Genomic DNA, 24,532 nt, shown 5'->3' with positions numbered 1-24,532 from the left:
CATCGCTCCTCAAGCCTGGACCAACGGACCGGGGTTTTTCAGGTACTGCTCACGGATGGCGCGGGCCGACCAGTACGTGAGCGCAGCCACCAGCCCGGTCGGGTTGTAACCCAGCCCCTGCGGGAACGCCGAAGCCCCCGGAACGAACACGTTGTGTACGTCCCAGCTTTGCAGGTAGCGGTTCAGTGCACTGGTCTTGGGGTCAGTGCCCATGATCGCCCCACCGTTCAGGTGGGTGGTCTGGTAACTGGTGGTGTTGAAGTGGTCCTTGACCTGCTTGCCCAGCACGGCAATGGCCTTGGGGTTCATCGCCTGGGCGATCTTGCTCAGCTTGTCGACCATGAACTGGTTCATCTTGATGTCGTTTTCCTGCCAGTCGAACGTCATGCGCAGCAGCGGCTGACCGTAGGCATCGCGGTAGGTGGGGTCCAGGTCCAGGTAATTGCCACGGTAGGACTGGTGTGCGCCGTGGGCGTCCATCGACACCTGGTGGGTGTAGTAGTCGGCCGTGGCTTTCTTCCAGGCACTGCCCCAGGCCGGAGTGCCCGGCGGGTTGGAGGTACCGGCAATCGGCCGGCTGCCGGCCTGGTTCACCCACATTGGCGAACCGCCGACGAAGCCGTGCGGGCCATGGTCGAAGTTGTCGGCGTTGAAATCGTCGATGGCAATGCCATTGCCACCCGCGCCGATGAAGTTGTTGGTGTAGGTGTCCTTGTCGAAGAACGCCTTCACTGTACCCATGTTCTGATAGGCGAAGTTACGCCCGACCACACCCTCGTTCTTTACCGGGTCGTAAGGTTTGCCAATGCCGGAAAGCAGCATCAGACGCACGTTGTTGAACTGGAACGCCGCCAGAATCACCAGCTCTGCCGGCTGCTCCACCTCGCGCCCCTGGGCATCGATGTAGGTCACGCCGGTGGCCCTGCGCTTGCTGTCGTCCAGGTTCACCCGCAGCACATGGGCATTGGGCCGCAACTCGAAGTTGGGCACCTGGCGCAGCGCCGGCAGGATATTCACGTTGGGCGAGGCCTTGGAGTACATGTAACACACGTAGCCGCTGCAGAAACCGCAGAAGTTGCAAGGCCCCATCTGCGCCCCGTAGGGGTTGGTGTATGGCCCCGACGTGTTGGCCGACGGCAGGTTGTAGGGTTTGTAGCCCAGGCTGGTGGCAGCCTTTTCGAACAGCCTTGCCGATACAACGTTCTTCTGCGCGGGCAGCGGGAACGGGTTGGAACGGTCCGGCGCATAGGGGTTGCCGCCCTTCCCTTCACCGACCACCTGGCCTTTGACGGTCCAGGCCTGGCCTGAAGTGCCAAAGACCTTTTCGGCAAAGTCGAAATAGGGCTCCAGCTCTTCGTAACTGACGCCGAAGTCCTGGATAGTCATGCCTTCGGGAATGAACGTGCGCCCGTAGCGCTCTTCATAGTGGCTGCGCAGGCGCAACTCGACGGGGTCGACCCGGAAGTGCACACCCGACCAGTGCAGGCCCGCGCCCCCCACGCCCTTGCCCGGCAGGAATGCGCCCAGCTGGCGATTGGGCAATGCCACGTCATTCACGCTATGGCGGACAGTGACGGTTTCTTTCGATACATCGACGAACAGCTTCTTGCGCACGCTGTAGGTCAGCTCATCGATCACCTGCGGGTAGCTGCCTTCGGGGTAGGTATCCTGCATCGGCCCCCGCTCCAGGGCTACCACGTGCAGCCCGGCCTCGGTCAGCTCTTTGGCCATGATCGCACCGGCCCAGCCGAAGCCGACGATCACCGCATCCACTTTGTTCAACACCGTCGCCATGCCTCAGGCCCTCTCACCACGGATCGATACAGCCGGGAACGGGTAAGGCTCATTGCGCTCGACCCAGTCCATGAAATCGGCGCGGGCGCCGGGGAAGCCGATCTGAGTCCAGCCGACCATTCCTTTGTTGCCGCCATGAATCGGGTCGCAGAAGAACCCTTCACGCGTGTTTTGCACCAGCAGGCTGAAGAACACCTTGGCCGGAACGGATTCGAAAACCAGCTCTCCTGCCTCCAATTTGCTGAGAATGCGGTCCCGGGTAGCGCTATCTTGCGCAGCAAAAACCTGTCCACCATTGGCCTTGCACCAGCCATCCACGGCAGGCGGTAGATTTGTTGCGGGCTGAGCTGCAGCTGGTAGCCCAGTTCGGGCGGGGCGTCGGCGTTGAACGGCCCTTGCATGTACCACTGTGCGCCAGTCGCGTAGGGGGTATTCATCTGGCGGTCGATGAACTCGGCGGCACCCGCTTCGAGTGCCCCTGGGCCAAGCTCATCGGCCGGGATGATGCGCGACACGGCAGCCTGGACAAAAGCCCACTCCTCGGCGCTGAAGAATGTCGGTCGATAGTCGCCCGCAGGTGGCGTGGCGGGCACGTTCGGTTGCTGTTGCGGGGCCGCAAGCAGCTGGCTGGCGCCTGCGCCAAGGCCCGTGCTGGCCACGGTAACGACAGGGATCAGGGTCAAGGTCTTGCGCAGAAAATCCCTGCGCGGGTTGTCTGGGGCATGCTCAGGCATTGCGAATCCTCATCGGCTGTGGGGCGGCCTTGATAAGCGCCATCTGATTTTCAATTGAGAGGTGATCTTGATAGGCCATCAAGAGACAGCCGAATAATCTAGCGCGTTCAGAAAGGTTTTGAAACCGGTTTCATGCTTTGCCTTCCCTACCTGTACAAAACATCATTTTTTTGACAAGAAACACTTAAAAACAACTTTTAGCGAAACTTCTTACAACGCATTAGGAAGTTTCAATCTGTCTCAAAAATTGATTCCTCGTTAGGCTTCAAACTTTCGCAAATGCTTGCGCCCGGCCGCATGGAAGTAGGTGCACTGCGAGTGTTTGACCTGCCAAGAGACGAGGATCAAGGATGCCCAAAGAGTCCGACCGCACTGGCAAACCAGTGCCCGCCCACCAAAAGCCAATCCTGCTTGAAGACACAAATGAAACCCCACGGCCTCCTGGTGGCGCGGGTCCTGAATACGCAACAGATCTGACCAGCTACCCGGCCGACCCGGACTTTCAGCTACGCGGCGGCTACGACAACCTCATGCTCGACGCGGCAAGCCAGCTGTTCGGCCTGGTCATTCGCCTGCGCACACTGGATGACCTGCCCAACATCCAGTTCGTGCACAAGACCGTGCAAACGCAGATCGGTACTATCCGCGAGGAAATGCGACAGCACGGCTATTGCGCGGTCCATCAGGAAGTCTATTCCTACGCCTTGTGCCTGCACCTGGACGAGGCCGTGATGACCCGCCCCTGGGGCCAGAACTCGTGCTGGAGCCACGAACCGCTGCTGAGCATCTTCCACGACGAAACCCAGGGCGGCGAAAAGATCTTCGTGCTGCTCGAGCGCATCATGCAATCGCCAAAGGAATTCCAGGATGTGCTGGAGTTCCTGTACTTCTGCTTTTGCCTGGGCCTGCAAGGCAAATACGCCCTTGACCCCAAGGGCGATGAAATCCTTCGCGCGTTGATCAGCCGGATGCACAAGGTCATTCGCCAACTGCGTGGCCCCACGCCGGAAACAGTGAGCGACCCCTATAGCAACGTCGTCCATTGCCCCCACCGTATGCGCCGCTGGCAGTGGCCCTGGTGGACCCCGCTGGTCATCTCGGTCATCGCCATGGTCTGCGCCTACAGCTACTACAGCTACCGCCTCGACCTGCTAACCGCCGAAGTCGTCGAATCGCTCAACGCCATTCTGCAGCAGTAACGGGGGACGCCACATGCCCAGCCAATCCGATCTGCGCTTCACTTTCCAGCCGCTGGTTGGCCGTAGCGAGTTTGAGGTGGTGTCGTTCGAACTGGACGAAGCCATCAGCTCCCCGTTCCGACTACAACTGGAGCTGGTCAGTTTCGAAGACGATGTCGACTTCGCCCAGCTCCTCGACAAACCGGTGCTCTTCACCCTCTGGCAGGGTGAGCGCCCGTTGCGCTACGTGCACGGCCTGGTCAGCACCTTCAGCCAGGGAGAAACAGGCTTCGATCGCACCCGTTACCGGGCACTGGTCGAGCCCGTGCTGGCCCGCGCCGGGCTGCGCTCGAACTGGCGCATCTTCCAGCAGAAAACCGTGCCGCAGATTCTCGAGATCATGCTCAAGCGCCAGGGCGTGAATGCCTACGAGCTCAAGTGTCTCGACCCGCATCAGGTGCGCGAATTTTGCGTGCAGGCCGGTGAAACAGACCTCGACTTCATGGCCCGCCTGGCCGCCGAGGAAGGCATTGTCTACCGCTTCGACCACACGCCGAAACAGCACTTGCTAATCATCACTGACCGGCTGCTGGCGCTGGGCCAGATCAGCCGGGGGGCCATCAAGACCGATGATGAGGATGAAGGGTTTCACAATGACGACGTGGGCCCCGATCAGGTGCTGTACCGATCCGTTGGAGGCGGCGATCAGGCCAGGCCTTGCCTGCGGCGCTTGCGTTACAGCGAACAGGTTCGAACAGCGCGGCAGGTGCAACGGGACTACACCTTCACTCATCCACAATACCGTCAGGAACACCAGGCTTACGACAATAGCAACACCCATCAATCGCTGAACTATGAGCGCTTCGACTACCCCGGCCGATACAAGCGTGATGCGGTCGGGGTTCCGTTCACTGCCACCCGCCTCACGGCCCTGCGCCATGATGCACGCATTGCCGAAGTGGAAGGCGACGATGTGCGCCTGCAACCGGGGCTGAGCTTCACCCTCATCGAGCACCCGCGTGAAGACCTCAACGTGCACTGGCGCACGGTCAGCGTGCATCACGAAGGCACCCAGTTCACCAGCCTGCAGGAAGAGGCCGCCGACTCGCAGCAAGGCACCCGCTACAAACAGGAAGCATTGCTGGTTCCCGGCAGGACCGAATGGCGCCCGGCCCCCCTGCCCAAGCCACGCATCGACGGCCCGCACATGGCGACGGTGGTCGGGCCCAAGGGCGAGGAAATCTATTGCGACCAATGGGGCCGGGTGAAAGTGAGCTTTCCTTGGGACCGGGAAAGCGAAAACAACGAGTTCAGCTCCTGCTGGGTGCGCGTGTCGCAAGGTTGGGCGGGGGGCAGCTGGGGTTCGATGGCCATCCCGCGCATCGGCCAGGATGTGATCATCCAGTACGTCAACGCCGACCCGGACCAGCCGATGATCACCGGGCGCACCTATTGCGGTAACCAGTTGCCGCCCTATGACCTGCCCGAGCACAAGACGCGCATGACCATCAAGAGCCAGACCCATAAAGGCGAAGGCTTCAACGAGCTGCGCTTCGAGGATGAACTGGGTCGGCAGGAGGTGTTCATTCATGCCGAGCGGGACCAGAACAACATCGTCAAGCACGACGAAACCACACGCGTGGGTAACGATCGTACCGAACGCGTCGAACGAGACGAGACGATTTCGATCGGTCAGGACCGTCGCGAAGACATTGCCCGTGACGAGTCTGTTGGCATCGGCCAGAACCGGGTACACGAAATCGGCAACGACGACAGCCTGAGCATCGGCCGCAACCACAGGATCACCACAGGCAAGGACCGAATCGAACAGGTAGGGAACCACCGGCAGGACATCACCAAGGCAAACCACACGGTAGAAATCGGCGGCCACCGCGAACAGGTCGTTGCCGGTCACAGCACGTTGCAAACGGGCGAAGCCATCCGGCACACCACCAAGGTTTATGACATCCAGGTCAGCGAAAGCCTGACGATCCGCAGCCCCGCAGGGCTTTTGAGAGTAGACGGCGCCGGTATAACGCTGGACGGCCTGGCGCTGGCCTTCAAAGGGCCTGTCAGCCAGCAGGCTACGGGTAGCAATCGCGTCACTTCAACGTCTGGCGTACCAGCGCCTGGCGAACCCATTTGCCTCAGCTGCCTGCTCAAGGCGATCGCCGACGGCCACACCATCATTCGCATGGAAGGAGCAAGCTGATGCCCAGCCCATTTGTCAGAGCAATGGTCGATGTGCTGCGGGCATCCGATCACTATCGCCTCAGCGCCATCGTGGAAATGGCCAATTTGACACCCAAGGTGCAAGAACAACTGACCGGGCACTACACGGGCCGCTGCTGGCCACTGCTGCAGCAAGCCCAGTTCAGCAACCTGCGGACAGCAGGCCCTTGGTTGTTCGGTTCGCGCCTCGGTTCCGATGTCTCGGCCCAGTACGACTTCCAGTGGCAACTTGAACAAGGTGCTGCTGGCGCCGTGTGCGGCTGGATAGTCAGCGCGCTTCCCGCTGCCCGGCTCGCCGGACACTTGAGCCACGCCAACATCGTCACGGGCACGGACGGCCACTCGTACCTGTTGCGCTTCCACACCGCCGCGGCTCTGCTAGTGCTGGACAGGCACCGTGAGCTGCCTGGGGTTAGCGAATGGCTGGCCCCCATCCATCACTGGTGGGCCCCCGTGGCGCACCCGAGCAAGCGGTTGTGGATGCAGATATCCGGCGGTGATCAGCCTCAATCCACGCACTGTCCGCCAATCACGTTGAACGAAGCGTGTTGGGCCGAACTGGCGGGTGACCCGCTGAGCTTTCAACTTGCCGAGTTGCTCAAGAACGAGCAGTCCTGCCCGTCCTTGCACGCTGCCTGCCACGGCACACGGGTTGGCTTGATTCAGCACTATCTGGATCAGGCGCGCGCACAAGGCCTGGGGCGAGAAGAAGACCTTATCAGCTATGTGCTGATGCTGGCTCGTGGTGGCGAACAGCTCAGTAGCTCGCCAGCCTGGCAGGAGGCGATTGCCGCCACGCGCGAGCAGCAGACATCCCTGATGGACAACGTGCAGCGCTGCCTGCGCACCAAGGACTGAGGCACAACACAACCATGGACTCACTCAGCGAAACCCTCGAACTATGCAGGCGCATCACCTCCGGCTACCGCCCGGCCCTGCGCAACAGCCCCGTCGCCGACTGCACCCGCCGCTTCGAACTGCTGCCCCTGCGCTACGCCGCCGTCGGCGGCAACCCGGCACAACGTGCCCGCCTGCCCAAATTGCCGAGCTATCTCAGCCCGTTCCAGGAGGTCGGCGAGCTGACCCATTCCAGCTACGCCATCCGCCCTTTGCGCGAGGGCTTTCTCTACCTGCTGATCAAGCGCCATAGCGCGCCGGCCTACGAATGGCACAGCCAGTACCGCGTGGCACCCAATGGTTCGCTGCTGTACATCAGCGCCGACGCACCGTGGGAGCCCGCCCCCCTCACTGGCAATCTGGATGACATCATCCGCAGCTTCGGCTGGACCATCACCCTCTACGACCTCGACGACATCCAGGAACTGCGTCCGCTTTTTAGCCCTTCCCCACTCACTCCGCGCCTGCTCGACAACTACCGCCTCCTCGAAGACGAATACCGCAACAGCCTGCCCGCCATCGATATCGCCCGCTTCATCCAGCCCTCCGACGCCCCGCCGCAGCCCCATGTGCTCAAGCACGACCAACTGAACTGGGTAGCCGACTTCAAGGCCCAGGACGATGCCGACCTGCAGGCGCTACTGGACCTGCAGCCGTTCAACAACGACCAGATCGTCTCGCCCCACGCCTCACGCCTGGCCCTGGCGCCGCCGGTGAACCAGACCAAACCCCGTGGCGCCGCCATCGTCATCGAAGATGCCATCGGCATTACCCAGGAGCTCAACGCCTGGCGCAATGCCGCCGTCGATGATGTGAAAACGAAATGGCTGGAACGCACCGTTGAACCCGGCGTGGACAACGAGCGCAAGCTTCTGGTCGCGCAGTCGTTCCTGGAAATCGAAAAACTCTACCCACAGATGGTGGCCGAGGAGATCGTCAAGCGCGAAGTCATGGCCGAAAAAGTCCGCAACCAGCTCCACCTGCATCCCGAGATCTACTTGTTCTCCGAACGGGCCAGGCAACAGGCCGATGCCCATGATGAACGCCTGAAGCCGCACATGGCGCAGTTCGAGCGCGGCGTCCGCAGCAAAGTCCAGGCCCGTCAGGATGCCGGCGAGTTCCGCAAGCGGTTCGATCAGAAATACGGCCACCTGGTCGACCGCCAGGCCATGCACGATCAGCTCGACGGTTTCGAGCAGGCCATGCAACACGCCCAGCAAGCCGCCGAAGACCGCGCCAACGACCATACCCGCTGGGTGGTCAGCGAACGCTTATTGCAAGCGCTGGACCGCTACGACAACGCCGACCTCATCAACGGCCTGGCCTTTGCCGAACAGACCGGCCAGTGCGTGATCGGCATGGAGTTGAGTGAAGGGGGCACGAAGGTACTGGACCACTGGTGGCGCAGTGACGTGGCAGACCGGGGCAACCTGGCAATACGCGGCATCACCTACAACCAGGAGGACCTGCGGGAAGAACTGGCGGCGCTGCTGGAAGCCGCCAAGGCCGAACCGCCGTCAGCGTCATCCTTCGCCCTGCCGGAAGCGCTTGCCAGGCAAGCCCATGCCGCTGCCAATGCCTTTGGGCGCATCAACACCCTGTACGAACAGATGCAGGCACAGAGCAGCACGGCCAGCATCGGCCTGTATGCCTGGTACGTCGCGCTGGGGCGGCAAGTGCTGCGCACCGCCACCCCCAACAGCATGGACCGCGCGCTGCACCAGGGTTTGCGGCTGACTTTGTTCGCTTCGGTGCATGAAACGGCTGTCGATATTCGCCTGAGTGAAGCTGCACGTAGCGGGCAGCCCATCAACCCACAACGCAGCGCAGGCCAGGTATCAAGGTACCTCGACCAGGCTTGGGCTGAAGGGTTGATGCAGGCCCGGAACAGTGACTTCTACAAAGTGCGTGTTTCTGGGCTGGTGTGCCTGCTGGAGGGGATGCTGATGGCCTTCAAAGCGCGCGAATTGCCTGACAGTGATGCGCGGGTGAAGACCGAACTTCTGGCGGCCGCGATGACTACGGCTGCGGCGGGCTTCGAAGTTGGAGCCAGTTACGTGGATCAGGTGGTCGCGCGGTACGGCGCGAACAGTGTGACCGGACGAGGAGCAGCGGCCGCTTTAGGGCGTTTGAAACTATGGGGCGCCAGTTTAGCTGTGACAGGTGGTTTCGTACTCGCCTGGTGGGACTTCGCCGATGCGGCTCAGCAGTTAATATACCGCCAGCAAAACCTTACCAAACATAGTACCAAAAAACCTGGAACGCTGGCACTTGCATACGCATCGCGGGCACTGGCAACTATTACAATCTCGCTGGCGGAAGCAGGAACAGCCATTGCAATCGCAAAACCTCTTTTTGACCATCTATCTCAGAATGCCAAAACAAAACTTGTGAGAATGATGACAACATCCATGGGCGCGCTCGCCAACAAACTGGGAACACAAGCTGCTCGCCTACTGCTTGCACGTTTAGTATTAGGTGCATTTTGGATCGGAGTCATCCTGACACTCATAATCTACATTCTGGAAGATGACGCTTTAGAGAAGTGGTGCAAACGTAGCTGCTTCCGAACTCATAAAAATATCAAACCCTATGAAGAGCAGGAAGAACTGAGTGCCCTACACACTGCTATCGGCGAGGTTTTATAATGTATCTTATCGAATGGGGATTCTGGCAGATGGCAACTCAGTCAGAAGCTGCACGTAGAACGTACGAAGCAGGGATGACACCAGCAGAAAAGCGCGCAAATAGAGATTTTTATGAAGGCGACCTGAATGAAGAGATTCACTTTTCCCGGGTAAGTGAAACACCCCTCATACGCGGCCCTGTTTATGCATTCAATGAAACCCACATGGAAATGCGCTGTGGCGGCTCAGAAGAGAAGCGCGGCCTCATTACGCTAGTCACGATCGGCGGGGTGCTGCCTGGGATAATTTTCGGAACCGGCATAGCTGTCGGTTCCATCTGGCTTGATATCACTCAACCTTATTCAATCTCCTTTATAGCAGTCATACTTACAGCTCTATTGGCTTCAGCTTCAGGCGCAGCATTGTATTTTTACCTGAAGTACGGCGTAAAAATCTCGCGACTGGAAATGCTGACCAGTCGGCATCTACTCATTCGCTTCAATCGTATAACTCAACAGGTCCACCTCCACCGCCCCAGCTACTGTGGTGGCATCGTCACCTTCCCCTGGAAAACAACCGGCAGCACGGGCATTCGCCCAGAAGATGATTCGCTAAGCGTTGGAGTAAGACTCGGTCTAATCTGGCACCCCAGCCGCACCGGCCTGCCCCACATGGAAATGGCCCTGCTCGGCAAACAAGGCCAAGGCGGCAGCGAACTGCGTGATGAGTGGGAATTCATCCGCCGTTACATGGAAGAAGGCCCGCACGCCGTCCCCCGCCCCCGCCTGAGCACCCAGCTACCCTCACCCATCCAGGCATTCAGCGCCCAGTTCGAAGGCCTTGGGCGTTTCTTCCGCAAGAGCAGCTGGCTGTTCAAAATTGCGCTGCTGTTTGTCTGGCCCGCTTTCGTCATCATCGGCACCGGCCACTGGCTCAGCCTGCTGCTGTGCTGGCGACCGCGCTGGCCGAAGGTCATCCGCGAGGCCGGCCTGCCCGGCAAGCCAGTCCCACCCGTGACAACCCTGAGCGACTACCCTCCCGCAATCCAGGCACGCCTGCTCGCCAACGCCGACCGCTGGCAGCTCAAGCCCGGCAAGCGGCCGGCGAAAAAGCCACGCAAAACGCGCAGATCCAAAGCGCAAGCGAAACCGGCTGCGCCCAACGAAGATTGTGTCTGAATTCAGAATTCGAACGTGTACCCCACGATCACCCGGTTCTCATCCGCTGCATCGGCAAAATTCGAGCGCATGCTCGCATTGCGCCAACGCAGCGACACATTCCTGAGCGCCCCCGACTGCACCACATAGGAGATATCCGTAGTCCGCTCCCATTCCCGCCCCTCTCCGTCGCCAGCGGCCAATGCCCTGCCCTTGACGCTGGCAATGCGTTGCGGGTCCACCTGATCGCCCTTTACATAACGCACGTTGAACGTCAGCCCGGGGATGCCCACCGCAGCAAAGTTGTAGTCGTAGCGCAGCATCCACGCCCGTTCGTTGGCCAAGGCAAATGTGCTGACCTGCTGTTCGCTGAACAGGTAGGTATCGGTGCCCCCCACGTAGGCATATGCCGTATCCCCACGCACTTTCTGATAGCCGCCACTGAACGTGTGGCCCTGAACGCTGTACCCGAAGTTGGTACTGAGGGTCTGATTGTCGACTCCGCCCAGCAACGCCCGGCCCTGCTCCCTTGCATTGAACCAGCGCCACTCGGTGAACACATCCCCCGGCCCAAGTCGGGTCTTGAACTTAAAACCGGCAAAATCACGCCGGAACAGGTCTTCGAGCACACTGGTGTGAAGGCTGAGGGTCAGGTTGTTCAACGGCTGGTAATCGACGCCGGCGTAGCGCAGACGATCACTGGTGACCGTCGCCGAATAGGCCCCTTGCTGCGCCATGGCGGTCAGGTCCTCATAGTCGGTGGAGTCACGCAATTTGGTGGCATCCACCTGCAGAAGGGTGAACGTAAACCGGTCCAAGTCTTTGCTCACCAGTTGCACACCGTTGAACCACTGGGGGAACAAGCGGCTGCTGTTGGACGCCAGCAATGGCAGTTGCGGGCTCAGGCCCCCCGCCTTCAATTCGCTCTGCGCCAGCCTGGCCTTGAAGGTAGCTACGGCCTTGGCGTAGTCATCCGCGGCGCGTTTGTCGCTGCCTCGCGGCAACAGGCCGGAACCGCTACGGTCAGGCGAGGAGTCCAGCTTGAGCCCCAGCATGCCGGCTGCGTCCAGGCCAAAGCCAACCACGCCGTCGGTATAGCCAGACTGCAAGCGCAGCATGAAGCCCTGGGCCCATTCACCGCGCCGCGATTGCGTGGCGCTGTCACCGTGAAAGTCGCGGTCGAAATAGAAATTGCGCAGTTCCAGGCTGCCACTGCCGTCATGGATAAAGGCAGCCTGGGCGGTTTGACAGGCGCAGTAAAGCGCCGAGAGCACCAGCGATGCTCGCCGAAAGATCACGATCATTGGTATGCCTTGTGCTTATTCTTGTTGTTGTTCGAAGACTCAGCGCCAATCAGCTTTTGGGGTTGCGCACGTAACGCATCACCACCAGGCATGCGACCAGGATCAGCGGCGCGATTGACAGCATGCCCATGTAGGTACTGTCGGTAAGGTCATTGATCTTGCCCACCATCACTGGTGCAACGATGCCGCTCAGCTGTCCCACCGAGTTGATCGCGGCGGTGCCGGTGGCAATTGCCAGCCCCGAGAACGTCGACTGTGGAATGGTCCAGAAGATCGGGATAGCGATAAAGGTGCCCGCAGTGGCCAGCACCAGCGCGGTCATCATCGCGAAGGGAGAGTCGGAGAACAGGCACGCCAGCAGGTAACCGACGGCGGCCGCCAGCAGGCAGTACACCAGATAGCGCTTGCGCTCGCCGGTGCGGTCGGAGTGACGAGTCAGCAACACCATGCCGATGCACGCTACCGCATAGGGCAATGCCGACAGCACGCCAACCCAGAGCATGTCTTGCACCCCCGAGGACTTGATCAGGTGCGGCATCCAGAAATTAAGCCCGTAGGACGCGGTTTTGACCACGTAGTAGATAAACGCCATGATCGCCACTTCACGGGTCAGCAACACCCGCCAGATCGAGCCGAGTATCGGTTTTGCGGTGCGTTTGTCCTGGGCAAGGTTCTCCGCCAGCAGGTCCTTCTCCTCGCGGCTCAACCATTTCGCCGCCTCGATATCGCGGTCCAGCTTCCACAGCACCAGCAGGCCCAGCAGCACACACGGCAGCCCGGACATCAGGAACAACCAGTGCCAGCCAGCGAGGCCTAACACGCCGTCCATTGTCCCCAGCAAAAAGCCCGCAGCCGGGCCACCCACCGCTCCGGCCAGCGGCACCGCCAGGAACCACAGGCCATTCATCTTCGCCAGGTGCTTGCGCGGGAACCAGCATGCCAGGTAGAACAGGATCGCCGGGCCGAAACCGGCCTCCATGACGCCGATCAGAAAGCGTAGGAAGTACAGCGTGTACTGGGTATAGGCAAATACCAGCGCAGCCGTCGCCAGGCCCCAGGACACCATGATCCGGCAGATCCAGGCCGGAGCCCCGTAGCGTTTCAGGCCAAGACTGCTGGGCACTTCGAACAGCACGTAGCCGACGAAGAACATGCTCGCGGCCAGGCCGTAGGCGGCATCGCTGAGGCCCAGTTCCTGCTGCATTTGTGTCTTCGCAAAACTGATGTTGATGCGGTCGAAGTAGGAGAACAGGAAGCAGATGATAGCCAGCGGCATGATGCGCCAGGCCACACGGCGGTATAGCAGCAGCTCATTGATGTGACTGTCGTTGCGCTCACGCGCCAGTTCGCCGGTCAAAGCAACCATGGTGAATCTCCATTCTTGTAATTATTGGAGAGCAGCGACGCCTCGAAGGGCGCCACCAGCAGGTTTTTTAGCGAATACGGATCAGCTTTTCCTTGAAGCTCTGGCCTTTTGCGACGTACTCGGTCGCATTGCGCTGCATACCGGCGATAGCTTCGGCAGTGAGCTCGCGCACTACCTTGGCAGGTGCGCCCAGGATCAACGAGTTGTCGGGAAACACCTTGCCTTCGGTGACGATGGCGCCTGCACCCACCAGGCAGTTGTTGCCGATGACCGCGCCATTGAGCACCACCGCCTGAATGCCGATCAGCGCGCCATCGCCGATGGTGCAGCCGTGCAGCATGGCCTGGTGGCCGATGGTGACACCTTGCCCCACTGTCAACGCAAAGCCGGGGTCGGCATGCAAGACAGCACCCTCCTGCACGTTGCTGTGCTGGCCGATACGGATCGCTTCGTTGTCGCCCCGTAGCACGGCCTGCGGCCATACGCTGACGCCTTGTTCCAGGGTAACGTCGCCGATGACGCTGGCATCCTCGGCGATGAACGTTTCCGGGTGCAGGTTGGGTGCAAGGTTGTCATATTGGTAGATCGCCATCTCAAGGCCTCCTCAAGCCGCGTCGTCTGTTTTCAGCACGCCCGCCGCACACAGCTGGGCAATGTGCGCGTCGCTGTAACCCAGTTCACGCATCACTTGGCGGGTGTGCTCACCAATCCTCGCGATCGCCCGCCGTGGCTGCAGGCGCTGGCCGTCCAGTGATAGCGGCAATAACGGCATCGGTGTGTGGCTGCCGTCTTCCAGTTGCAGCTCGGCCATGCCACCGCTCTGTAGCAGGTGGGGGTCCTCGAAAAGCTCTTCAGGGCGGCGGATCGGCGCGAAAGGAATGCCGTTGGCTTCCAGCTGCAACGCCAACTGCCCGGCGTCCAGCGGCGCAAACACCTCGGCCAGGTGCGCCAGCAGCCGTGGCCGCTGCAACACGCGGTCGTTATTGCTACCAAGGGTCGGGTCATCAAGCAAAGCGGTCTGCCCCAGTACCCGGCATAACGCGTGCCACTGGCCTTCCCCTGTGGCGGCGACAAACATCTGCTCGCCACCGGCAAAAGTGAACACGTCATAGATGGCCCAGGCACTGATGCGGTTCGGCATCGGCGCTGCGGCTTCACCGGTGACCACGTACTGCTGCATATGCTGGGCAGCCAGCAGCACGCAATTCTCGTACAGGGCACTTTGCACCTCACGGCCCCTGCCGGTGCTGTGGCGCTCGTTGAGTGCGGCCAGCACGCCAATGGCGCCGAACATGCCACCCATGATGTCGTTCACCGAGCTGCCTGCGCGCAGCGGGCGCCCCACCGGCCCTGTCATGTAGGCCAGACCGGCCATCATCTGTACCACTTCATCCAGCGCCAGGCGGTTATCATATGGCCCGCTGAGAAACCCCTTGTGCGAAGCGTAGATCAGCCCTGGATTGCGCTGGCACAGTGCGTCGTAGCCCAGACCCAGCTTCTGCATACGCCCGGGCTTGAAGTTCTCGATGAAGACATCGGCGGTGTCGATCAATTGCAGCACGGCCTCACGGCCCTCGGGCGTTTCAACATCGACAGCAATGCATTGTTTGTTGCGGTTGAAGGTGCGGAAAAAGCCCGCCCCTGCGCCCAGCAAACGGCGTGTGCCGTCGCCGCGTACCGGCTCGATCTTGATGACTTCGGCGCCAAGGTCGCCAAGGATCATGCCGCACGTCGGGCCCATGACCATATGCGAAATCTCAACGACACGGATGCCGTCCAAGGGAAGTCTGGACATTGTGATGCTCCTCTTGCGGGCAATTCAGGCGTGGCGGTGTGTGTTGGCGAAGTTGAGCGGCAATCCGGCCCGGGCGATGAAGCCGTAAAGTGGCTCGCCCGGTAGCGCTTCGCTTAGTACCTGCCGGGTTTCGATTAGCGCAGGCAAGTCGATGCCGGTGTCGTAGCCCATGCTTTGCAGCATGAACACCAGGTCCTCGGTCACGGTATTACCAGACGCGCCAGGGGCGAACGGGCAGCCTCCCAGGCCCGCCAGGGAGGCATCCAGTTCCCCAATGCCCTGCTGCACCGCCACCAGGCTGTTGGCCAAGGCCAGGCCCCGGGTGTCATGGAAGTGCGCGGCCTTGAGACGGTCGCCTGCAATCTCCCGTACGGCCTGAAGCACCATTGCCACCTGGCCCGGATTGGCATAGCCAGTGGTGTCCCCCAGGGAGACCAGGTCGCAACCGGCTTCGATCACCTGGCGGGTCAACGCACACAGGTCAGCCAGCGGCACCTCGCCCTGGCGGGTGCAGCCAAAGGCCACTGACATGCCGGCCACGACTTGCACCCCATGCAGGCCCATTTCAGTACGCAGCTGGCACATGCGCCCCAGTTCCTCGACCATCTCCACTGGCGTGCGGCGCACGTTGGCCAGGCTGTGCGCCGTGCTCACCGATACCGGGGCGACGATGCGGTGTGCCCCCGATTCAAGTGCGTCCCTTGCGCCACGAAGGTTTGGAGCCAGCACGGTTACTTGCAGGTCCGGGTACGTGAGGGCGTGAGCCACCACTTCGCGGGCATCGGCCATCTGCGGCAGCAAGCGTGCCGGCACGAACGACGCGACTTCCATATGGCGCACGCCGGCGCCGTAAGCGGCGTCGATCCAGCGGCGTTTGGCTGCTGTCGGCATGATCACTTGCAGGCTCTGCAAGCCATCGCGCAGGCCGACTTCATTGATTGTTATTGTTGTCATCGCGGTCTCTCTGTCTGAAGCGTTGCGCCAGACTAAGAGCTGGATGACGGGCAGAAAAGACGTGTTTCGCGGGCTGATCCATCGTCAGCCACGATGGATCAGCCCGCGCCCTGCCAGGCCGGTGCACGCAGCAACAGGTGGTCAAGCAGGCGCCGAGCCGACAGCGAGAGCGTGTGCCGGTCGCGCATGCAGATGACGAATTCACCAAGCGCCCAGTCGTCAGTCAGCGCAATGACCCGCAGGTCGAACAACGCCGCATAGCGGGACACGGCCTCTTGCGGGAACACCGCCAGGCCAAGGCCAAACTGCACCAGACGGTATGCCGCGTCGAACGACGACACGTACGAACGAAAACGCAGCGCCTTGCCTGACTGTTCGGCGCTTTTACGCATGAAAGCGTTCAATGTGGCAAAGGCCGATAGCCCCAGGTGGTCGTAACCCAGGGTTTCCTCGAAGGCAATCTGGCTGCGGCCGGCCAACGGGTGGTCAGCAGCAACGACCACGGCCAGGTGATCCTGCCGATACGGTACGAAATCCAGGTCACCCACCGCCATGGATTTGCGGCAGATACCAAGGTCTGCAGTGCCCTCGGCCACACCACGAACGACATCGGCGCTGAAGCGCTCTTCGATATCGGCCTGGATGAGTGGGTATTCCAGCATGAACGCTGACAGTTCTTCGGGCAGAAACTCCATGATCGACGATACATTGGCCAGCACCCGCACATGACCACGCGCGCCGTGGGCGTATTCGCTCAGCTCGCTGTCCAGGCGTTCCATGGCGCGGGTCATTTCCCTGGCATGGCGCAGCAGTGCAAGCCCCGCCGGGGTGGGCTCCACGCCGCGCTTGCTACGTTTGAGCAAGGCGGTGCCAAAGCGCGCCTCAATGTCTGAAATACGTTTACTGACGGCGGACGGCGCCATGAACGCGCGCTCGCCTGCGCGGGCGATGGTGCCTTCTTCGCAGACGACGATGAACAGGTTCAGGGAAAGGTGGTCGAGGGGTTGCATCGCTTGGCTCGGCTTGGGGAAGGGACCGCCGTAGCACTGTAGCAAAAACCGCATTGGCTTCTAAAACCGGGTTTGAATTACCGGCCCCCAATCCCCAACCTTGGGGGAACGCTGCCCACCGCCAGCGGCTGGCATAAAGCCCTACTGAGAATCTGTAGCCCCTGCACCATAAGGCCTGCAAAGCATTTTTCAGGTGTTGGCACAGCTCTTGCCGATCTCCTCCCAGACGCCCCAAGTCCATGGGCCCGTTTGCAGGAGGAATTGACTCATGCACCGACCGATACCCCACCCGCTGGCAGTGGCGATTTTCGCCGGCATGCTCCAGCTTCCCGCGCAAGCCGCCTTGAACGCTGTCGATCCAGGCGCTTACGTCCCAGCCAATGGCGGCTTCCCCGCCTGGTACCAGGACAGCCACGGTCGTACCCTCGACCTGTGCCTGACCAAGGCCGTCAGCTCCCGGGTCGCAGGCGCACCTGGCGCACCCTCATACATGTGCACGCTACTGCCCACACCTGGTGTGTTCGACGATACCCAACCCATCGTCTTCCCCACCAACTTCCCTGACGAAGCGTTCTGGTTCACTGCCGACGCTGCAATCGTCGACGCTGCGCGTGGCATCGACCTCAGCTATGGCACGGCGATCGAAGCGGCATTCGCTGCCGAAGAACCTGTCGAGGGTGACCAGGTCAGCTTCGCCCGGGTCCGTATCCGGGTCGACGTTCCCACCGCGGGCACCTACGTGGTCACCCACCCCTATGGTGTTGAAGTGTTCGATGTGCCCGTTGCAGGGCGCCGGGCGATCAACATGACCCGCGACATCGGCATCGCCGGCGCAGGCGACTTCACCGGCGCACTCAAGGGCGATGTCGGGCCGTTCCTGCGCAGTGTCAACGGCCCCTACACCGAAGGCAACGAGCGCTTCATTGGTGACCCGAACCTGGAAGAACGGGTAACGGGCAGCCCATTCAACACCAACTACGTCCGCATCGAAGGCCCTGGTGGCATCGACCTGCGCACCGAGCTGTTCGCTGTCTCGGGCAAGCTTTCCGAAGTGGCCCTGCCAACCCCGCTGATGCCACAACGCAGCACTTACTCACGCCATACCGAGAACGGCGACCTGATCGCCCAGCAAGACATCTTCGTGTTGGCCCCGCCGCCACCGGCAAGCGTCACCCTGACCAGCCAGACCCCCAACCTGAGCCTCACTGAGGCCAACGGCACCGGCGCCTGGTACGCCCAGTCAGCCCTCAACCCGGCGGCCGGAACCATCGTGACACTGTCCGCTGACAACAGCGTGGCAATCCCGACCAGCAGCCTGACCACCAGCAACGTTCCCCTGACCGACCTGGTCACCATCACGCAGGCCCAGTACCGCCTGTCCACCGGCGAGCTGACCCTGGTGGCCAGCACCAGTGACGAAACAACACCTCCAGTACTTACCGCACATACCGGCAACGGCACGCTGATCGGCAACCTGGGCGGTACCGGCGCCGTGAAGACGTTGAGCATGACCCTCTCGCCCATTCCGCCGGCCAAGGTGCAGGTCACCAGCGCCAACGGTGGTAGCGACTCCGAAGACGTGGTGCTGGTGCCATGAACAGACAAAGGCTCAGCCTTCAAGGAGGCAGCATGAACACTTGGTCGCGCCGTGCGCTGTTGGCCGCCGGTTTCTCTCTTACCGTTACCAGCGCCGCGTTCGCCGCGCTGTCTGATGTCGATCCGGGGCCCTACACCTTCGCCACAGGTGGCTATCCGATGTGGTACAAGGACAGCCTCGACCAATCCCTGGAGCTGTGCCAGTCGCGTGCCACCAGCACCCGTGCGCCAGGCGCACCCGGGGCGCCCGCCTACATGTGCACCTTGTTGCCCGAGCCCGGGGTCTATGACGATGCCCTGCCGCTGGTATTTCCAGATAACTGGCCACCCGAGATGTTCTGGTTCCTGGCCGAAACCTCGATACCACAAGTCGGTAACAGCGGATATGAGCTGGAGGTCTACGTTGCCGGTATAGAGGCAGCCTTTGCTGCTGAAAACCCGGTAGACGGTGATCAGCAAAGTTTCGCCCGCATCCGTATCCGCGCATCGGTCCCACGCACCGGTACCTACACCATCACGCACCCTTACGGGGTGGAGACGGTCAACGTCACCACGGCAGGTCGTCGCGCGATCAACATCACCCGGGACATCGGTATCGGCGCTCCGGGCAACTTCCAGGGGGCGCTGGCGGGGGCGATCGGCCCTTGGCTGAAGGGGGTTGGCGGGCCATATACAGAGGTCAACCCCGACACGGGCACCACCGAAACCTTCATCGGCGACCCCAATATCACCGAAGCGGTCACGGGTAGCCCCTTCAATACCAACTTCGTGCGCATCGAAGGGCCCGCGGGCGCCATTCAGACCAACACGTTCACCGTGTCTGGCAAGGTGCTGGACCAGCGAGCACAAACCCCGGTCACCCTGGAGCGCGCCACCTATTCGCGCAACGGCAGCGGCACCCGCGTGGAAGTGTTCGCCAAAGCCCCGAGTGAGGCCAGCCTGTGCATGCGCAATGGCCTGGCACTGATCGGCACGCCGCCTTCGCCTTGTCAGTTCACCCTGACTTCGGACAACAACGGGTTGTTCTTCAGCCAGCAGTTCAACCAGTCGGTGCCGCCAGCGGTGGTGGTTGTCACCGCCAGCAACGCAGTCGGCGGCACCCAGCCGACTGCGCTCTCGAGCAAACTCAGCGACGTGGTCAAAGTCAGCACCGCACGCTATGACTGGGCCAACAAACGTCTGTTGATCGAGGCCAGCTCCAGCGACGAAGTAGCGGTCCCCGACCTGCTCGCCCAAGGCTACGGCCGCATGTCGAAATCGGGCACGCTGCAAAGCATCACGGTCAACGATTTGGCTCAACCGCCCGCTACCGTTACGGTCAAGTCTGCCCATGGCGGTAGTGATGTGGAGCCGGTGATCGTGGTCGGCAGCGCCCCGGTCGAGGCCGCCAACCAGCCACCGCTGGCCCAGGCCGATGTTGGCAGCACTAGTGTCGGTGTACCGATCACACTCAACCTGCTGCTGAACGACAGCGACCCGGATGGCGACGTGCCGCTGACCATCAGCGACCTGACCCAACCCGGGACCGGCCTTGGCGGCGTCGTGCTGAACGGCACCACCTCGGTTACCTACACACCGCCGACCGGGGCCACACAACCGCTGGTAGCCAACTTCAGCTACCGGGCGGTGGATGCCAAGGGCCTGAAGTCGGAACCGGCCACGGTCACCATCAACGTCGCACCTAACCAGGCACCGACTGCCAACCCGGAAACCGTCGCCACCTTGGGCGTGCCATTGACCATCAACGTGCTGGCCAACGACACCGATCCAGAAGGCAACGTACCGCTGAGCGTGGCCAACATCACCCAGCCGGCCGCCGGCCGTGGCACGGTCAGCACCGACGGCACAACCGTGACCTATACCCCACCGGCCACTGTAACCACAGCCTTCACCACCACCTTCACCTACCAGGCACGTGACTCACTGGGGGGTCTGTCCACCCCAAGTACGGTCACCGTCAACGTGTCGCCTCGGCCTGCCGCTGAAACCTTCGCCGTCACGACAGCCACGGTCACGGCGCGCTCCAACAACCGTTACAACTGGGACATCAGTGGCACCTCGTCGGTGACCACCGGCAATACCGTAACCGTGCGGGTAACCACTACCACGGGCGTCCAGACCTTGGGGACGGCCACGGTAGCGCTGACCGGCCGCTGGCGCCTGGTGGTAAGCAATAGCACCACGATCATCCCGACTGCGGCACCGACGGCGACGATCACCACCAGCCAAGGCACCACGCGCACCGTCAACGTAGTCGTGCAGTAAAAGCCGGAGGCTTCGATGAAACGGCTGTACTCCCTGTTGCTCTGCCTGGCCCTGGCGGGCCAGGCCTGCTGGGCAGAGGACCTGATGGACAATGCCGACCTTGCACCCGGCAACGACCTCGGTGAACCAGTGATCATCCGCCTGCTGCCGGCCGGTGCCGGCCAGGCTGCGGTGATCGAGCAACAAGGGTTAGGCAACCGCGCCGCCCTCGACCAGAACGGTCAGGCCCTTCTGGGCCGTATCGTCCAGTCCGGCGGTGCCCAGGAAGCGTACATCTTGCAGGAAGGCAGTGACCTGATGGCCATCATCAGCCAACAGGGAAATGGCAACAGTGCGTCGATTCGCCAGAGCGGCAGCAGCAACAACGCCGCCATCGAGCAGATCGGCAACGACAACAGCGCCAGCATCGTGCAGTCCGGCTCAGGGCTCAACAGCTCCGTGACCCAGGCTGGCAATGGCCAGCATGTTCAGATCACCCAATACCGATAGACCTGGAGGCACCACCATGTACAAGCTCGCTCCGTTAAGTGCCGCTATCGTCCTGGCCCTCGCAGGTCAGGCCATGGCTGCTGACAGCACCTCGTCCCAGACCCAGGACGGCAAGGAAAACATCGCCGAAGTCTCTCAGACCCAGGCATCCTTCGCCTCGGCCACCCAGAACCAGACTGGCATGGGCCACAACCACCTCGCCGTGCAGGCCGAAAGCACCAGCGATATCCAGCAGAGCGCCACCGGCCAGTACAACGCCGGCTACGCCGAGCAACTGTTCGAGAACGGCAGCCAGATCACCCAGCACGCCGGAGGCAGTTACAACGATGCCTTCGCCAGCCAGTCGCTTGGGTCGAACAACGAATCGCTGCAAACCCAACAAGGCGTCGGCAATAAATCCACCGTGTGGCAGGACAGTCAGGAAGGCAGCAAAGCCACCAGCGGGCAATCCGGCCAGCGCAACGAGGCTTTCATCGAACAGACCTTCGGTGGCAGCAACAATCGCAGCACCGTCAACCAGACCGGCCAGGACAACTACGCCACCGCCGAGCACCTGAACCATGTCGATGGCGATATCCAGGTCTATCAGGAAGGCCACGACAACTGGGCCTATGGCGACCAGCGCGAAGGCACTGGCGGCACCATTGCCATTGGCCAGTACGGGGGCGGCAACTCCGTGGAAGTGTGGCAGGACACACAGATCGGTAGCCAGGCCTCCGTGGTCCAGACCGGCCAGTCGAACGAAGGCTATATCGACCAGAGCTTCGGCGTCAGCAACAAGGTCAGCCTGTCGCAGCAAGGCAATGCCAACGCCAGTTGGTCGGACCAGTTCGAGACCAACAACTCGACCACCACCATTACCCAGACCGGCAACAACAACCTGCATTTCACCTATCAGAACGGTGAAAACCTCAACCTGACCATCAACACCCAAGGCAATGGTAACAGCATCACCGCCAGTAACTGGAAAGGCGCCAAGATGGGTGGCCAGTTCGGCACCAACCAGAACGCCACCATCAACCAGGCTGGCAATGGCAACGGCGTCAATCTGACCCAGAAGGGCGCTGACCAACTGGCCACGCTGACCCAGACGGGTAAAGGCAACCAGATGTCGACCAAGCAGGATGATGTCAGCAACGAGCTGTACTTCGAACAGAACGGCACTGACAACATTCTGATCGCCGACCAGCGTGGGACCGACAACTATGCCTACGGCAGCAGCCAGGGCACCGGCAACACCATCACGCTCGACCAGTCCGGCTATAGCAACCAGAGCTACACCAACCAACTCTACGGAAGCGGAAACGAAGCCACCATCAAACAGACTGACAGCATCAACGTCGCCTACGTGACCCAGGGAGGCCAAAGCAACAAGGCGTTCGTCGACCAGAGTGGTGTCGCCCAATCCGCCACCATCACCCAGCTGGGCAGCGCGAACCTGGCCACTGTGACCCAGCAGTAAACCGCTCCCCCTTGAACCGCGGTGCTCCTCTCCCTGGTGCCGCGGTTCCTTTTTCTGTCATCCCGCCCTCTGCCATCGTTCGATCCGGCCGGCGCGTGTAATCCCCTGACGTGTAGCTGTCGGGTACAATGGCAAACCGCTCGAAGATGTGCAGCCACATGATCCAGTCCGACCTCGACCTGTTCGGCCCCCAGCCGCAACGCCTGGCCAGCCACACCGTGCTGCTGCCCGGCTTCGCCCTGGCCGAAACCGAGGCGCTGCTCGATGCCCTGCGTCCGGTGCTGCGTGCTGCGCCGTTCCGGCACATGTACACCCCAGGAGGCCTGCGCATGGCAGTGGCCCTGACCAACTGCGGTACGCTGGGGTGGGTGAGTGATCAACATGGCTACCGATACAGCCCCAGCGACCCAGTCAGTGGCCAGCCCTGGCCCGCCCTGCCCCCGGTTCTGCTCGCCTTGGCCTCCCGCGCCGCAGCCATGGCCGGGTTTGACGGTTTCGTGCCGGATGCCTGCCTGGTCAACCATTACCTGCCGGGCACGCGCCTGAGCCTGCACCAGGACCGCGACGAGCAGGATTTCGGTCAGCCGATCGTGTCGGTGTCGCTGGGCTTACCGGCGGTGTTCCTGTTCGGCGGCCTGCAGCGTGCCGACAAGGCTCAGCGCATTGCGCTGAGCCACGGCGATGTGCTGGTCTGGGGTGGCGTAGACCGCTTGCGCTTCCACGGCGTGCTACCGATCAAACCCGGCGTGCATCCGCGCCTGGGCGAACGGCGTATCAACCTGACCTTGCGCAAGGCGGGTGCCTGAACAGGGGCCGTCATCTGCCACCCAGCGCAAAACAAGATGAACGCACATGAAACACATTGAACATCTTGGCCAGGCAAGCTTCGAATGATAAGCCGCCTTTCTTTTGTATGGAGCCTGCCATGCCCAACCCGTGTGGTTCTTCGAGCCGTTGTAACGGAGCCATGTACCGATGAAGATGCCTGGCCGCGCACCCAATGCTTCGCTGCAACTCGATTACGTACGCGACACCCTGTTCGGCCCGGTGGCGCAACGAGTGGAATGCCAATGCCAGCTCGCCGCCCTCAACCTGCAAGGTCGCCCAGGGCTGCGCCTTCACGTTTGCCCCCCACTGCCTGACAAGATCGACCGAGCTCACAGTGTGGCCTTCGTCTGGGATGGGCGGAGTTATCACGGCGTGGTTCGCGAGAAGGGAAAGTGCGGCGACGGTGGCCTGAACCTGCTGCTGGAACTGCAATAAGCCGATCAGCGGCGGCCGTGGCCACGCTCGTGGCTGCTTATACCCGGCCAGCCTGGGCTGACCGGGGCACGACAGGCGCGCTCAGGCAATCGCCTTGAGTGGCGCCGGGTGGCTATCACGCAACGCATGCAGCTGCTCCACCAGGTTGACCAGGTCACGACAACTGTTGAGGTCTTGCAGCGCGACCCCGTTGAGGGTCACGCCTTGGTCGAGATCCTGGCCCTGGCCCAGGCGGATGGTCAAGTGCGCGCCATCCGGGCAACTCACTTCACAGCGGTCTGGCAAGCAGGCCTGCTCGATCAGTTGCCGCATCTCTAGCATAGAAACGCCTATCAACGACATGGTACGACCCTCTCTGTGGGATGGCCTGTTGTATGGAAGTACGCCTTTGTCGGGCGGGGCGCCAATT

19 protein-coding genes and 1 pseudogene are annotated in these 24,532 nt (G+C 61.6%); 11 read left to right on the top strand and 9 right to left on the bottom strand.

Features of this window, described 5'->3' with window-relative positions:
* Positions 1 to 9 precede the first annotated feature (9 nt).
* Together LU682_RS13100 and LU682_RS13095 are read right to left on the bottom strand one after the other, a co-directional pair.
* Positions 10 to 1,794, bottom strand: coding sequence for a GMC family oxidoreductase (locus LU682_RS13100; protein WP_010954255.1), 1,785 nt, complete (start codon positions 1,792 to 1,794; stop codon positions 10 to 12).
* Between the two features lie 3 nt (positions 1,795 to 1,797).
* A pseudogene (locus LU682_RS13095) lies at positions 1,798 to 2,528 on the bottom strand (gluconate 2-dehydrogenase subunit 3 family protein).
* 350 nt (positions 2,529 to 2,878) lie between these two features.
* Between LU682_RS13095 and icmH the strand changes: the two are divergent.
* The 5 genes from icmH to LU682_RS13070 are packed head-to-tail and all read left to right on the top strand — an operon-like array spanning position 2,879 to position 10,640.
* Positions 2,879 to 3,727 carry a type IVB secretion system protein IcmH/DotU gene (gene icmH / locus LU682_RS13090; protein ID WP_010954257.1) on the top strand — a complete coding sequence of 283 codons (849 nt, stop codon included), beginning with the start codon at positions 2,879 to 2,881 and terminating at the stop codon, positions 3,725 to 3,727.
* A 13-nt stretch (positions 3,728 to 3,740) separates the two neighbouring features.
* Positions 3,741 to 5,918, top strand: coding sequence for a type VI secretion system Vgr family protein (locus tag LU682_RS13085; protein ID WP_010954258.1), 2,178 nt, complete (start codon positions 3,741 to 3,743; stop codon positions 5,916 to 5,918).
* A complete protein-coding gene (locus LU682_RS13080) occupies positions 5,918 to 6,796 on the top strand; it encodes a DUF4123 domain-containing protein (protein WP_049587673.1) in 879 nt (292 codons plus the stop codon). Before LU682_RS13085 ends, LU682_RS13080 begins: the two co-directional genes overlap by 1 nt.
* 14 nt (positions 6,797 to 6,810) lie before the next feature.
* The gene (locus tag LU682_RS13075) at positions 6,811 to 9,483 is read left to right on the top strand and encodes a T6SS effector BTH_I2691 family protein (protein ID WP_010954260.1); all 2,673 of its coding nucleotides are present in this window, start codon (positions 6,811 to 6,813) and stop codon (positions 9,481 to 9,483) included.
* Positions 9,483 to 10,640 carry a DUF6708 domain-containing protein gene (locus LU682_RS13070; RefSeq protein ID WP_010954261.1) on the top strand — a complete coding sequence of 386 codons (1,158 nt, stop codon included), beginning with the start codon at positions 9,483 to 9,485 and terminating at the stop codon, positions 10,638 to 10,640. The genes LU682_RS13075 and LU682_RS13070 overlap by 1 nt, the downstream gene beginning before the upstream one ends.
* A 2-nt stretch (positions 10,641 to 10,642) precedes the next feature.
* On the opposite strand, the gene LU682_RS13065 is transcribed toward LU682_RS13070, so the two are convergent.
* From LU682_RS13065 to LU682_RS13040, 6 genes are all read right to left on the bottom strand, one after another.
* Positions 10,643 to 11,923: an OprD family porin gene (locus LU682_RS13065; protein WP_060489443.1), complete on the bottom strand. Its 1,281-nt coding sequence runs from the start codon at positions 11,921 to 11,923 to the stop codon at positions 10,643 to 10,645.
* Between the two features lie 49 nt (positions 11,924 to 11,972).
* Positions 11,973 to 13,289 carry an MFS transporter gene (locus LU682_RS13060; RefSeq protein WP_010954263.1) on the bottom strand — a complete coding sequence of 439 codons (1,317 nt, stop codon included), beginning with the start codon at positions 13,287 to 13,289 and terminating at the stop codon, positions 11,973 to 11,975.
* 67 nt (positions 13,290 to 13,356) lie between these two features.
* Positions 13,357 to 13,881, bottom strand: a complete 525-nt coding sequence (locus tag LU682_RS13055) for a gamma carbonic anhydrase family protein (RefSeq protein WP_010954264.1) — start codon at positions 13,879 to 13,881, stop codon at positions 13,357 to 13,359.
* Positions 13,882 to 13,893: 12 nt separating this feature from the next.
* Positions 13,894 to 15,084 carry a CaiB/BaiF CoA transferase family protein gene (locus tag LU682_RS13050; RefSeq protein ID WP_010954265.1) on the bottom strand — a complete coding sequence of 397 codons (1,191 nt, stop codon included), beginning with the start codon at positions 15,082 to 15,084 and terminating at the stop codon, positions 13,894 to 13,896.
* Positions 15,085 to 15,108: 24 nt separating this feature from the next.
* On the bottom strand, positions 15,109 to 16,038 hold the full coding sequence (locus tag LU682_RS13045; RefSeq protein WP_010954266.1) for a hydroxymethylglutaryl-CoA lyase: 930 nt from the start codon (positions 16,036 to 16,038) through the stop codon (positions 15,109 to 15,111).
* 98 nt (positions 16,039 to 16,136) lie between these two features.
* Entirely contained in the window at positions 16,137 to 17,048 is a 912-nt protein-coding gene (locus LU682_RS13040) for a LysR family transcriptional regulator (RefSeq protein WP_049587677.1), read from the bottom strand.
* 268 nt (positions 17,049 to 17,316) lie between these two features.
* On the opposite strand from LU682_RS13040, the gene LU682_RS13035 reads away from it, so the two are divergent.
* The 6 genes from LU682_RS13035 (at position 17,317) to LU682_RS13010 (ending at position 24,123) form a co-directional block, all read left to right on the top strand.
* Positions 17,317 to 18,645, top strand: a complete 1,329-nt coding sequence (locus LU682_RS13035) for a hypothetical protein (RefSeq protein ID WP_010954268.1) — start codon at positions 17,317 to 17,319, stop codon at positions 18,643 to 18,645.
* A gap of 32 nt (positions 18,646 to 18,677) precedes the next feature.
* On the top strand, positions 18,678 to 20,909 hold the full coding sequence (locus tag LU682_RS13030) for an Ig-like domain-containing protein (protein WP_049587679.1): 2,232 nt from the start codon (positions 18,678 to 18,680) through the stop codon (positions 20,907 to 20,909).
* 15 nt (positions 20,910 to 20,924) lie between these two features.
* Positions 20,925 to 21,398, top strand: coding sequence for a curlin (locus tag LU682_RS13025; protein WP_010954270.1), 474 nt, complete (start codon positions 20,925 to 20,927; stop codon positions 21,396 to 21,398).
* 16 nt (positions 21,399 to 21,414) lie between these two features.
* Positions 21,415 to 22,860, top strand: coding sequence for a curlin (locus LU682_RS13020; protein ID WP_049587681.1), 1,446 nt, complete (start codon positions 21,415 to 21,417; stop codon positions 22,858 to 22,860).
* A gap of 158 nt (positions 22,861 to 23,018) precedes the next feature.
* Positions 23,019 to 23,666, top strand: coding sequence for a DNA oxidative demethylase AlkB (gene alkB / locus LU682_RS13015; protein ID WP_010954271.1), 648 nt, complete (start codon positions 23,019 to 23,021; stop codon positions 23,664 to 23,666).
* A gap of 169 nt (positions 23,667 to 23,835) precedes the next feature.
* The gene (locus tag LU682_RS13010) at positions 23,836 to 24,123 is read left to right on the top strand and encodes a hypothetical protein (RefSeq protein ID WP_003253801.1); all 288 of its coding nucleotides are present in this window, start codon (positions 23,836 to 23,838) and stop codon (positions 24,121 to 24,123) included.
* 81 nt (positions 24,124 to 24,204) lie between these two features.
* Here LU682_RS13010 and LU682_RS13005 read toward each other — a convergent pair whose 3' ends face one another.
* Positions 24,205 to 24,465: a DUF1652 domain-containing protein gene (locus tag LU682_RS13005; RefSeq protein WP_049587683.1), complete on the bottom strand. Its 261-nt coding sequence runs from the start codon at positions 24,463 to 24,465 to the stop codon at positions 24,205 to 24,207.
* Positions 24,466 to 24,532: the final 67 nt, after the last annotated feature.

This window comes from Pseudomonas alloputida, assembly GCF_021283545.2.
Taxonomy (GTDB): domain Bacteria; phylum Pseudomonadota; class Gammaproteobacteria; order Pseudomonadales; family Pseudomonadaceae; genus Aquipseudomonas; species Aquipseudomonas alloputida.
Note: the sequence above shows the minus strand (reverse complement) of the source record. Positions and strands in the feature narration are given on the sequence as shown.